Raw genomic sequence first — 11,803 nt, 5'->3', positions numbered from 1 at the left:
AAAATCAATCATGTTAACTCATTGACAAATAAACTAACTATTAAATTAACGCGTTTAGCGATTGAAAATTAAGCAGCAAGCATATGTTTAATATGGTTAAGGGGCTTGCTGTTTAAATGGTATATATATTGCATGACGGTCACAGCCACTTTAGCCATCCGTTTTTGCCATCATATTTTGAAATTAAAATCTAATCGCTAAACACATTAAATAGTAAATAGTTATACAAAAGATAAGCATAAAAAACGCCATTGTAAATAATCACAATGGCGTTCAATATTGAGGGGATATTATCTTTACGACATTTTTAGCTTCTTCTGTATATCTGCTACGTAACCTTTAAATTTTTTGTCGGTATCAATTAAGTCTTCTACTGTTTGGCAAGCGTAGATAACGGTTGAGTGATCGCGGCCACCAAAGAAGTGACCGATAGATTTTAATGAACTCTTGGTATGTGCCTTAGCCAGGTACATAGATATTTGGCGGGCCTGCACAATTTCGCGTTTGCGGGTTTGTGATTTAACCATTTCAATAGGCACTTCAAAATACTCGCAAACCAGATTCTGGATATACTCCATTGAAATTTCTTTCGAAGAATTTTTTACAAAGTTCTTCAGCATTTGCTTGGCCAGGTTCAGGTCAATCTCTTTACGGTTAAGGGTTGATTGTGCCAATAGCGAAACCATTGCCCCTTCCAATTCACGCACGTTATTATCAATATTATGCGCTACGTATTCTATTACATCATCGCCCAGCTCAATGCCATCCTGGTAAGTTTTATTTTTAAGGATAGCCATGCGGGTTTCCAGATCAGGTATTTGCAGATCGGCAGAAAGGCCCCATTTAAATCTTGAAAGCAAACGCTCCTCTAAACCGGCAAGGTCCTTTGGTGCTTTGTCTGATGTAATAATTAGTTGCTTACCTGATTGATGCAGGTGATTGAAAATATGGAAAAAGAAATCCTGTGTTTTTTCTTTGCCTGCAAAGTTGTGTACATCGTCCATGATCAACACATCAATAGCCTGGTAAAAGTTCACAAAATCATTTATATTATTATGCTTTAGGGCATCAACAAATTGCTGTGTAAATTTCTCGCATGATACATATAGTACCAGTTTATCCGGTAATGACCGTTTAATTTCATTACCAATGGCTTGTGCCAGGTGAGTTTTACCTAACCCTACGCCGCCATATATCATTAACGGATTAAACGAAGTGCCGCCCGGTTTGGCTGCAACAGCATATCCTGCAGATCGTGCTAAGCGGTTACAATCGCCCTCAACAAAGTTTTCAAAGGTATATTGGCGGTTTAATTGCGGGTCTACATTCAGTTTCTTTAAACCGGGTATTACAAACGGGTTCTTAATATCCTTATTTATAGAAATAGGGATAGGCATAGACTGATTTTTTGACTCTGCGCCATTTCCGTTTGAAGGCATATTAGTTGTATATGGTTTGCTAGTTGATGATTGCTCTACAACTATGTTATATTCCAAACGTCCATCATCACCCAATTGTTTTTTAATTGTTTTACGCAGTAACTGAACGTAATGTTCTTCAAGCCATTCGTAAAAGAATAAACTAGGAACTTGTATTGTTAAAACGCTACCCTCTATACGTAAAGCTTTAATCGGCTCAAACCAGGTTTTAAAGCTTTGTGCCGGTATGTTGTCTTTTATTATAAAGAGGCAGCTATTCCAAACGTTAGTACAAGTTTTTTCCATATGTGATTTTTAGTAAAATGTTGATTTACACCCCCCCAGCGACATATTTATTGGGGCTGCTACGGAACATCGAATATTCAGAAAAAAAGCGAATTAAAAAATTTATTTTTCACTTTTTATGAAAATAAATATCAAAAAAAATACATTCGCTATTGTGTAATTTTAAAGATAAAAAGTTATATTACGCATGACCTAAACGTCATTTATAATCTTTTTAATAGTAAACATTGCGTTTCATGCAGATTTAGCAGGTTTATTATTAATTACCTCAAAAAATTTGACTTCATATCTTCTTAACAAGAAGATAGTATTACACTAATTTTAAGAACTCCCATTATTTCGGTAGATTTTAATTTTACTCCTGTTAGTTTTAAAACTCACCAAAAACCGCGCGTAACGTATCAGCAATTTCGCCCAGAGTGGCGTAGTTTTCAACCGCTGCTAATATATAAGGCATCAGATTTTCCTTTCCGACTGCCGCGTCTTTCAACTGTTGTACGCAAATTATAACAGCCCGGTTATCTCTTTCGTCCTTTAAAGTGGTAATTTTTTCTATTTGATGTTTGCGTATAGCGTCATCTACCCTAAATACATTGGTTAGCGGTGCTTCTTCCTGCGTAAACTTATTTACACCTACTATTACTTTTTCGCCGCTTTCAATCTCGTTTTGGTATTGGTAAGCCGAGTTGGCTATCTCCTGCTGAATATAATCCTGCTCAATAGCTTTTACCGAACCGCCCATAGCGTCAATTTTATCAATGTATTGTTGGGCCGCGGCTTCCAGTTCGTCTGTAAGCGCTTCTATAAAGTATGAACCCGCTAATGGGTCAACGGTATCAGTTACTCCGCTTTCAAAAGCGATGATCTGTTGCGTGCGCAAGGCAATTTTGGCGGCAGCTTCGGTTGGCAGGGCTATAGCTTCGTCATAACCATTGGTATGTAATGATTGTGTACCACCTAATACCGCGGCCAATGCCTGGTTACTTACCCGTACTATGTTATTCATGGGTTGCTGGGCGGTTAAGGTTGAGCCACCGGTTTGGGTATGAAAGCGTAGTTTCTGCGCCCCGGCATCCGTCGCTCCCAACTCTTTAGTTATATGTGCCCACATCCGCCTCGCGGCTCTAAACTTGGCTATCTCCTCGAAAAAATTATTATGGCAGTTAAAAAAGAAGGATAGCCTTTTAGCAAACACATTTATATCCAATCCTTTAGTTAGCGCAGCCTTTAAGTATGCTTTACCATTGGCTAAGGTAAATGCCAGTTCCTGCACCGCGGTTGATCCCGCTTCGCGAATATGATAGCCTGATATAGATATAGTGTTCCACTTAGGTACTTCCTTGCTGCAATATTCAAACACATCGGTTATCAGCCGCATGGATGGCCCGGGCGGGTAAATGTAGGTGCCTCTTGCCGCGTACTCCTTTAATATATCATTTTGCACGGTGCCCGATAGTTGCTGCAGATCTGCCCCCTGCTTTTTTGCTAACGCGATATACATAGCCAATAAAATTGGCGCGGTAGCATTAATGGTCATGGAGGTGGTGATGTCCTTCAACTCAATCCCATCAAACAAAATCTCTATATCCTTTAATGAATCAATAGCTACACCAACCTTGCCAACCTCGCCTTCGGCCAATTCATGGTCAGAGTCATAACCTATTTGCGTTGGCAGATCAAAAGCTACCGACAGGCCCATAGTACCCTGGCTCAATAAATAATGGTAACGTTTGTTCGATTCTTCGGCGGTAGAAAAACCAGCGTATTGGCGCATGGTCCAGGGTTTACCGCGGTACATATCTTTTTGGATACCCCGGGTGTACGGAAACTCGCCGGGCAATTCATTCATTGAAGAAGGCGTAGTATACACCTCCTTAATTTCAATGCCTGATGTGGTTGTTCGTTTTTTACCAGCCATAGCTTCTAAAATAATTCTTCCAGTTCCTTGCGGATCAGGCTGAGGCCAATATCATATGGATTATTTTCTGATTGGCTTATGTACGCGAGTATGGTTTTGCTTAATTCAAGCCCGGTAGCTGTTTCGGGTAATACTTTTATGGCGTTATTCACTATGCCCAGAGTTTCGTCTTTTAACCTTTTTACTACTGCCCAGGTATTACTGCTCACATAAATTTGCTGGGTAACGTTATGCTGATATTCGTTACGCAATTCGGCAACTATTAACATATATAATTCGGCAGCCGAGTAATCGGGATTATTTAACCGGATAAGCAGATTCGACGGATTAATTCGCTCAATAAACAATACCACCCGCTCATATGCCTGTAACCGTAATGGCAGCGTTTGGCTGCTTATGGTTTTTTTAAGCTCGACGAGTTGCATGTTTTCTGACCGGTCAAGATAAGGCTTTAGTAAATAAAATGCTATCCACACAACGCCAAGACCGGAAACTGTATATTTTATAATATCTAATAAATAAGGATATAGTACCATGTATGTTTAATGTTAGGTGCAGGTCATAAATAACGCGACAGAAACAAAAATCCGCATTTTACCTTATATTTGTGTAGATAATTAAAAATAAGATGAGTACTGCTGTTGAAATTGCACCTGCACCGGTTACCCTTACAGAAGGCGCCGTTAAAGAATTGTATAAATTAAGAGATCAGCAAGAAATTGGTGACGATTTTGGCCTGCGTATTGGCGTTGAAGGTGGTGGCTGCTCTGGCATGAGCTATGTATTAGGCTTTGACCAGAAAAAAGATGGCGATCAGGAATTTTTGATCAATGGCCTCCGTGTTTTTATGCATAAAGCGCACGGCATGTATTTAATGGGTATGCAGATAAATTTCCAGGATGGTTTGAACGCGCGTGGTTTTACTTTTGATAATCCTAACGCGGCAAGCACCTGCGGTTGCGGAACCTCGTTTGCGGTATAAAACATATATATTTAAATAAAAAGAGTCAGGAAATAAGATTTTAAACAATTCTTATTTCCTGACTCTTTTTGTTTAAGCTTCCTGATGCTTTTACTTAGCTGCTTTTAAAGTTTCCTTTGTACTACCACAATCCGGCATTGCTTTTCCATAATAAGGATTTTCTATGGTTGATGTCGCGCTTAGCCATGACATTTTTTTCATAGGGCAATATTGCCAGTAAAGCACAGAGCTGTTTATTTTTAAATCTTTTATAACTGTATACAAGTTTTTTGACAAAGATGCAAAGTGCTCGCGCTGATGGTCGATCGCTTTCGTTTCGCTCATGTGCCTGCTATCAAAACTTAGTTTATCAGCATAGTTTTTCCATACACTTTGCTGAGCAGCAGTTAGATCATTGACCAACACGGCGTTTATTTGCGTATTTAAAACTTTGGCCTTATCCTGCGCAGCCGTACTGTTATCAGCAGCCAATGCGCTCTTTATATCTAAGTAGGCTGTAATTATATTGTTTAAAGTAATATTTGCGGCGGCTGTTTGGGCCTTTACTTTTATAGTTGCTGCCAATAATAAAATTGAAAGCAAGGTTAGCTTTATAATTTTCATGTTGTATAAAATAAAAGGTAAATTTAAGCATATCTTATTAATTGTAACGGGTTAGTGTAACAAATTGGCATACAGGTTAGTCATATCACTAAGTTTTTTATATTTATACCATGCCGGTAAAAACCACTCTTAAAGAAAACATCTCGATAGCTTTACAATCTATAGCAGGAAACAGGCTGCGTACTTCGCTTACCTCACTTATCATCGCTATTGGCATTATGGCTTTGGTGGGCATTTTAACTGCTATTGAAGGTATTAAACAATATACTACCGACGCTTTTTCAAGCCTTGGGGCAAATTCATTTACTATACAAAATCGTGGTTCGGGGGTAAATTTTGGTAACGGCGGGCATAGAAAAATTTACCCTTCAATACGGTATGACCAGGCCCAGCATTTTAGGGAAGCCTTTAAACTACCTGCGTTAATTGCTATAAACCTGGATATATCGGGCATCGCCATTGCAAAATACGGCAGTGAAAAAACCAACCCTAATATTACAGTAACCGGTACCAATGAAAACTATTTGCAAACCAATGGCTATAAATTAGCTTTTGGGCGCAATTTTTCAGAAACCGAGTTAGAACATGGCGCCAATGTTGTAATTATTGGCAACGAGCTAAAAAACAAGCTCTTTAAAAATGAAGATCCTATTAACAAATCAATTTTTGTTGGTTCTAATAAATTTAGGGTGATTGGTGTTTTCGCGCCAAAAGGATCAAGCGCAGGTATGGGCGGCGACAGGCTTTGTACCATACCAATACTTAAAGCTAAACAAATAGCGGCAATTTCAAATCCGTCATTTGCTATTACTATAATGGTAAATACGGCAGGCGGATTTGATGCCAGTATTGGGGAAGCCACATCCCTTTTTAGAAACATACGTGGCCTTACTGTTGCTAATAAAGATAATTTTGAAATTACCCGCAGTGATTCTGTACAACAACAGTTGGCCGGTCAGTTAAGCGGGATGACGATTGCCGGTTTTGCCATTGGTATAATTACCTTAATTGGCGCAGCAATTGGTTTAATGAATATTATGCTGGTTTCTGTAACTGAGCGCACCCGCGAAATTGGTATCCGTAAAGCAATTGGTGCTACCCCCGCTGTAATACGTAAGCAATTTTTAATAGAAGCTATTGTGATATGTTTAATAGGGGGCATAGGGGGTATTATACTTGGCATGGCGGTTGGTAACCTCATTGCCATACAAATTAGTGGTAAATTTATTGTGCCATGGCTTTGGCTGTTTGCTGCTATAGGATTATGTACCCTGATTGGGTTGCTATCAGGATCTTATCCTGCTAAAAAAGCCTCCAAACTTGACCCGGTTGAGGCATTGAGATATGAATAACCAGAATCAAGATGTAAGAATCAGGATTCTTCTACTTCAGCATTATATTTTTAAGCGGATAATCAAATAATATTTTTTTCAGGAGTGGCATAGCTAATGCATCCTTAAATGCCTGGGCATGACGCGGATGGTGCATATCGCTCGAAATAAAATCAACTAATTGCATGTTTACCATATCCTCGGCCTTTTTCTTTACATCTTTACCGTAATATCCGGTTAATGATATCGTATTCATTTGCATATTACAGCCCCAGCTACGCAAAACTGCCATAGCCTCTGTATCCATATAAGTATATCTTTCGGGATGTGCTAATATGGGTTTATAGTCGCCCCACTCAATCATTTTTTGTATAACCGAAAACGCATTAGGGGGCGGGCTTATAAATGAGTATTCAAAAAGCGCATAATTATCCCCCATTGTCATTAACCGCTTATCTTCTACGCGTTTTTCAAAAGTTTCGTCAAAATAATGCTCGGCTGCAGCTTCAATTTCTATATCAATTTCCTGCTTTTTTAATTCGGCTTTCAGTATTTCAAGCGCTTCGTTAATTGTTTCGGGCGTATTTCTATAAAAATCGACCATGATATGAGGGGTAGCGATTATCTTTTTAATTCCCAACTCCATCATTTTTTTAATCAAAAAGATAGACTCTTCGGGGTTTTGCGCCCCATCGTCAATACCAGGCAAAACGTGCGAATGCATATCAACTACGACGGATTCGTAATTGAAAGAAACATCTTTCCCGGCTTCTTTTTTTTTTAAAAAATTAAACATTTATCGATCGTTGTATTGTTCGGTATAATATTGCTGGTAATGGCCGGATGTAACATCAGTTAACCACTCCTCATTTGCTAAATACCAATCAACTGTTTTTTCCAAACCCTCCTCAAAGGTAATGCTTGGCACCCAACCCAACTCATTTTTAAGTTTTGAGGCGTCAATTGCATAGCGAAGGTCATGACCGGCCCTGTCTGTAACAAAAGTTATTAATTGTTCAGATTCTCCGTCTGCCCTGCCTATCTTTTTATCCATTATAGTACATAACGCTTTTATAAGGTCTATGTTTTTCCATTCGTTATGGCCACCAATATTATAGGTTGTTCCGGTTTTTGCTTTATGGAATATCAGGTCAATGGCACGGGCATGATCTTCAACCCATAACCAATCTCGTATATTCTCACCTTTGCCATATACCGGGACAGGTTTTTTTTGTTTAATATTATGTATGGCAAGGGGTATCAATTTTTCGGGGAAATGAAAAGATCCATAATTATTGGAGCAGTTAGAGATAACGGTATCTAAACCATAAGTATCAAAATATGCCCTGACAAAATGATCAGAACTTGCTTTTGATGCAGAATAAGGAGAATGCGGATCATACGCGGTCTCTTCTGTAAACATCCCATCCTCACCTAAAGTACCATATACTTCATCGGTTGATACATGGTAAAACCGCTTGCCGGCATAGTTGCCTTTCCAGCACGCGCGTGCGGCATTTAATAAATTTACTGTACCAACTACGTTGGTCATTACAAACTCCAGCGGATTAGTTATAGAACGGTCAACGTGCGATTCGGCTGCCAGATGTATCACCGCGTCAGGTTGCTCGTCAATAAATAATTGATTAATGAAAGCCATATCAACTATATCGCCCTTTACAAACCTATAATTATGAGCATTTTCAATGTCCTTCAAATTTGCCAGGTTACCTGCATAGGTTAATTTATCCAGGTTGATAATGCTATATTCCGGATAATTCTTTACAAACCGGCGTACCACGTGTGAACCTATAAAACCGGCTCCGCCGGTAATGATAATTTTCTTCATACTTATTTTTTATACTGTTATAAAGGGTCTTGGGCAATGTATTTTTCCCATTCCCAGGCAGATTGCATCATTGCATCCAGATCAAGTTCGGTTTGCCATTTTAAAACATTTTTTGATTTGGTAACGTCGCCCCAAACCTTTTCAATATCTCCATCACGGCGCGGCCCTATTGTATACGCCAATTTAATTCCGGTTGTTTGTTCGAAAGCTTTTATTACTTCTAACACCGAACTGCCTTTACCTGTACCAATATTAAAAACATCATAACCGGTAAATCCTTTTGTTTCCATTAACTTTAGCGCGGCTACGTGCGCTTTGGCTAAGTCAACTACATGAATATAATCACGTATACAACTTCCGTCCGGTGTATTATAATCATTGCCAAATACCGTTATTTTTTCGCGTTTGCCAATAGCCGTTTGCGTAATAAACGGCACCAGGTTTTGTGGCACACCAATAGGCAACTCGCCTATTAACGCTGTTTCATGGGCGCCTACCGGATTAAAGTAACGTAAAGCAATTACCTTATAATTACTGCCAGCAGCTGACATATCCTTTAGCATCTCTTCTGCTATCTGTTTTGTATTTCCGTACGGCGACTCTGCAGATTTTACAGGGGCATTTTCTGTAACCGGCAAACTATCTGGTTGCCCGTAAACTGTGCAGCTTGATGAAAATACAAAATTTACAGGCTTACTGTAATATGCATTTAATATGTTAAGTAACGAGTAAAAATTATTGCGATAATATTTTAAAGGAAACTGCACCGATTCGCCAACAGCTTTAAATGCAGCGAAATGTATAATACCGGTAATATCCGGCTCTTTTTTCACCAGCTCTTTTACACCTTGCTCGTTACAAAGATCAAGCTTATAAAATGCCGGTTTATACCCGATTATTTTAGCAAGCTGATTGAGTATTTTAGGATCTGAATTTGAAAGATCATCAACAATAACAGGGTCATAACCCGCATTTACCAGCTCAACAACCGTGTGCGAACCTATAAAACCCAAGCCTCCTGTTACTAATATCTTTGCCATTAGTTTTTGTTATAATAAGTAAAATCTTTATGCAGAATTTCTTTTTCGGGCAATGACTTAAAATACTCATAAGTTATTTTCAGTCCCTCACTTCTTGAAACTTTAGGCTCCCAGCCCAAAATACTTTTAGCTTTTGTAATATCGGGCCTGCGTTGCTTCGGATCATCGGTAGGTAAAGGCAAACTTATTAATTGCTGGTCTGTACCTGTAAGCTTTATAATTTCTTCTCCAAACTGGCGGATAGTAATTTCATCCGGATTACCTATGTTCATTGGCTGCTCATAATCACTATGCAGCAAACGATAGATGCCTTCTATCAGATCATCAACATAACAAAATGAACGTGTTTGTGACCCGTCACCAAACATGGTTAATGGTTCGCCCCGTAAAGCCTGGCCAATAAAAGCCGGCAATACACGTCCGTCGTTCAGGCGCATACGCGGGCCATAAGTATTAAATATACGTACTATACGCGTTTCTAACCCATGAAAGGTATGGTAAGCCATAGTAATAGCTTCCTGGAAACGCTTAGCCTCATCATACACTCCCCGTGGCCCAACCGGGTTAACGTTACCCCAATATTCTTCGGGCTGTGGGTTAACATTTGGGTCGCCATAAACTTCGGATGTGGAAGCAATCAGCATTCGCGCGTTTTTCGACCTTGCCAAACCTAACAGGTTATGGGTGCCCAATGAGCCTACTTTTAAAGTTTGGATAGGTATTTTTAAATAATCTATTGGGCTTGCAGGCGAGGCAAAATGCAGAATATAATTTAACTCGCCGGGCACGTATACAAATTTGGAAACATCATGGTTATAAAATTCAAAATTTTCCAGTTTAAACAAATGCTCAATATTGCGCAGATCGCCGGTAATTAAATTATCCATACCAATTACATGATAGTCTTCCTTAATAAACCTATCACATAAATGTGAGCCCAAAAAGCCGGCTGCACCGGTAATTAATATGCGTTTACGTGCCATTAACTTACTATTTTCCTTCCAATGCTGTTATAGTAAAATCCGCAATCTATCATTTTCTGGATATCGTATAAATTACGTCCGTCAAAAATAACCTTCGATTTTAAAAGGTCGGATAACTGGTCAAAATCAGGGTTTCTAAATACCGACCATTCCGTCAATATTAATAAAGCATCTGCATCTGTTAAAGCATCGTACTGATTGGCAGCATAATTTATATTATCTCCAATCAGGCCTTTTGCATTTGTCATTGCTTCAGGGTCGAACGCCGTTACCGACGCGCCTTCTTTCAATAATTCATCAATAATATATAATGCCGGTGCCTCACGAATGTCGTCTGTCTCTGGTTTAAAGGCAAGGCCCCAAATAGCAAACTTTTTATTTTTCAGATCGCCATTATAATATTTCCTTACCTTTTCAACCAATATTTTCCGTTGGATGTCATTAACATCCATTACCGAATTTAATATTTTAAAATCGTAGCTATGCTCTTTTGCTGATAGGGCCAGCGCCTGCACATCTTTGGGGAAACAGCTGCCGCCGTAACCAATACCCGAAAATAAAAACCGACGGCCTATACGATCATCAGCACCCATACCACGCCTAACCATATCTACATCGGCATCAACCAATTCGCAAAGATTTGCTATCTCATTCATGAATGATATTTTGGTTGCCAGGAATGAGTTGGCTGCATATTTTGTCAATTCGGATGAGCGCTGATCCATATAAATAATGGGGTTTCCCTGGCGAACGTATGGCGAATAAATCTCACTCATTAACTTACGGGCACGCTCGTCCATTGTTCCTATAATAATCCGGTCGGGTTTCATAAAATCCTCAACCGCCACGCCTTCCCGCAAAAACTCAGGATTTGATACTACCGCGAATTCAATATGGGTATGCTCATTTAGTACGGCGGTAATTTTATCTGCCGTACCAACCGGAACAGTTGATTTTGTTACAATAACCTTATACTCTGTAATCAAATTAGCAATGTCTTTTGCGGCGCCCAGCACATAGCTCAGATCTGCCGACCCATCGCCATCAGGAGGGGTGGGTAATGCCAGGAATATAATTTTAGCTTCTGCAATTGCTGCCGAAAGGTCATTGGTAAAATGCAACCGTCCCTGGTTTATATTACGATGGAAAAGCAACTCCAAACCAGGCTCATAAATGGGCAGTTTGCCCTCCTGCATCATCTTTACTTTACTTTCATTAATATCAACACAGATAACCTGGTTGCCGGTTTCGGCCAAACAAGTTCCTGTTACCAGGCCTACGTATCCTGTTCCTACTACGGCTATTTTCACAAAAGTATATTGTTTTTATTGTTGTTATATTTATCCCGGCGAAGATACTGATTTCGTATTTAA

11 protein-coding genes are annotated in these 11,803 nt (G+C 39.4%); 2 read left to right on the top strand and 9 right to left on the bottom strand.

The window, feature by feature from the left end; genetic code table 11:
- Nucleotides 1–296: 296 nt before the first annotated feature.
- The 3 genes from dnaA to JWR23_RS17090 form a co-directional block, all read right to left on the bottom strand.
- Nucleotides 297–1,724, bottom strand: coding sequence for a chromosomal replication initiator protein DnaA (dnaA, locus tag JWR23_RS17100; protein ID WP_299517623.1), 1,428 nt, complete (start codon nucleotides 1,722–1,724; stop codon nucleotides 297–299).
- 370 nt (nucleotides 1,725–2,094) lie between these two features.
- Complete coding sequence (locus JWR23_RS17095; RefSeq protein ID WP_299517621.1) at nucleotides 2,095–3,642, bottom strand: methylmalonyl-CoA mutase; 1,548 nt, start codon at nucleotides 3,640–3,642, stop codon at nucleotides 2,095–2,097.
- Nucleotides 3,643–3,647: 5 nt separating this feature from the next.
- Entirely contained in the window at nucleotides 3,648–4,178 is a 531-nt protein-coding gene (locus tag JWR23_RS17090) for a hypothetical protein (protein WP_299517618.1), read from the bottom strand.
- 92 nt (nucleotides 4,179–4,270) lie between these two features.
- Here JWR23_RS17090 and JWR23_RS17085 point away from each other — a divergent pair, with 92 nt between their 5' ends.
- A complete protein-coding gene (locus JWR23_RS17085; protein WP_299517615.1) occupies nucleotides 4,271–4,624 on the top strand; it encodes an iron-sulfur cluster assembly accessory protein in 354 nt (117 codons plus the stop codon).
- Nucleotides 4,625–4,714: 90 nt separating this feature from the next.
- On the opposite strand, the gene JWR23_RS17080 is transcribed toward JWR23_RS17085, so the two are convergent.
- Nucleotides 4,715–5,227: a DUF3347 domain-containing protein gene (locus JWR23_RS17080; protein WP_299517613.1), complete on the bottom strand. Its 513-nt coding sequence runs from the start codon at nucleotides 5,225–5,227 to the stop codon at nucleotides 4,715–4,717.
- A 110-nt stretch (nucleotides 5,228–5,337) separates the two neighbouring features.
- Between JWR23_RS17080 and JWR23_RS17075 the strand changes: the two genes are divergently transcribed.
- Nucleotides 5,338–6,579 (top strand): ABC transporter permease, encoded by a 1,242-nt coding sequence (locus JWR23_RS17075; RefSeq protein ID WP_299517611.1) that lies wholly within the window; start codon nucleotides 5,338–5,340, stop codon nucleotides 6,577–6,579.
- Between the two features lie 31 nt (nucleotides 6,580–6,610).
- Here JWR23_RS17075 and JWR23_RS17070 read toward each other — a convergent pair whose 3' ends face one another.
- The 5 genes from JWR23_RS17070 to JWR23_RS17050 are packed head-to-tail and all read right to left on the bottom strand — an operon-like array spanning nucleotide 6,611 to nucleotide 11,740.
- Entirely contained in the window at nucleotides 6,611–7,354 is a 744-nt protein-coding gene (locus JWR23_RS17070; RefSeq protein WP_299517609.1) for a CpsB/CapC family capsule biosynthesis tyrosine phosphatase, read from the bottom strand.
- On the bottom strand, nucleotides 7,355–8,407 hold the full coding sequence (gene rfbB, locus JWR23_RS17065; protein WP_299517607.1) for a dTDP-glucose 4,6-dehydratase: 1,053 nt from the start codon (nucleotides 8,405–8,407) through the stop codon (nucleotides 7,355–7,357).
- Between the two features lie 17 nt (nucleotides 8,408–8,424).
- Entirely contained in the window at nucleotides 8,425–9,447 is a 1,023-nt protein-coding gene (gene galE / locus JWR23_RS17060) for a UDP-glucose 4-epimerase GalE (RefSeq protein ID WP_299517604.1), read from the bottom strand.
- The gene (locus JWR23_RS17055; protein ID WP_299517602.1) at nucleotides 9,447–10,430 is read right to left on the bottom strand and encodes a UDP-glucuronic acid decarboxylase family protein; all 984 of its coding nucleotides are present in this window, start codon (nucleotides 10,428–10,430) and stop codon (nucleotides 9,447–9,449) included. Before JWR23_RS17055 ends, galE begins: the two co-directional genes overlap by 1 nt.
- A complete protein-coding gene (locus tag JWR23_RS17050) occupies nucleotides 10,430–11,740 on the bottom strand; it encodes a UDP-glucose/GDP-mannose dehydrogenase family protein (RefSeq protein WP_299517601.1) in 1,311 nt (436 codons plus the stop codon). The genes JWR23_RS17055 and JWR23_RS17050 overlap by 1 nt, the downstream gene beginning before the upstream one ends.
- Between the last annotated feature and the right edge of the window lie 63 nt (nucleotides 11,741–11,803).

Source organism: Mucilaginibacter sp., from assembly GCF_028288205.1.
Lineage (GTDB): Bacteria > Bacteroidota > Bacteroidia > Sphingobacteriales > Sphingobacteriaceae > Mucilaginibacter.
This window is presented reverse-complemented; position numbering and strand designations above follow the sequence as displayed.

What these genes read in the sequence shown, in the direction of transcription:
- JWR23_RS17075 (WP_299517611.1), top strand. Translation starts at nt 5,338, where the DNA reads ATGCCGGTAAAAACCACTCTTAAAGAAAACATCTCGATAGCTTTACAA.
- JWR23_RS17055 (WP_299517602.1), bottom strand. Translation starts at nt 10,430, where the DNA reads ATGGCACGTAAACGCATATTAATTACCGGTGCAGCCGGCTTTTTGGGC.
- dnaA (WP_299517623.1), bottom strand. Translation starts at nt 1,724, where the DNA reads ATGGAAAAAACTTGTACTAACGTTTGGAATAGCTGCCTCTTTATAATA.
- rfbB (WP_299517607.1), bottom strand. Translation starts at nt 8,407, where the DNA reads ATGAAGAAAATTATCATTACCGGCGGAGCCGGTTTTATAGGTTCACAC.
- JWR23_RS17085 (WP_299517615.1), top strand. Translation starts at nt 4,271, where the DNA reads ATGAGTACTGCTGTTGAAATTGCACCTGCACCGGTTACCCTTACAGAA.
- JWR23_RS17080 (WP_299517613.1), bottom strand. Translation starts at nt 5,227, where the DNA reads ATGAAAATTATAAAGCTAACCTTGCTTTCAATTTTATTATTGGCAGCA.
- JWR23_RS17070 (WP_299517609.1), bottom strand. Translation starts at nt 7,354, where the DNA reads ATGTTTAATTTTTTAAAAAAAAAAGAAGCCGGGAAAGATGTTTCTTTC.
- galE (WP_299517604.1), bottom strand. Translation starts at nt 9,447, where the DNA reads ATGGCAAAGATATTAGTAACAGGAGGCTTGGGTTTTATAGGTTCGCAC.
- JWR23_RS17090 (WP_299517618.1), bottom strand. Translation starts at nt 4,178, where the DNA reads ATGGTACTATATCCTTATTTATTAGATATTATAAAATATACAGTTTCC.
- JWR23_RS17095 (WP_299517621.1), bottom strand. Translation starts at nt 3,642, where the DNA reads ATGGCTGGTAAAAAACGAACAACCACATCAGGCATTGAAATTAAGGAG.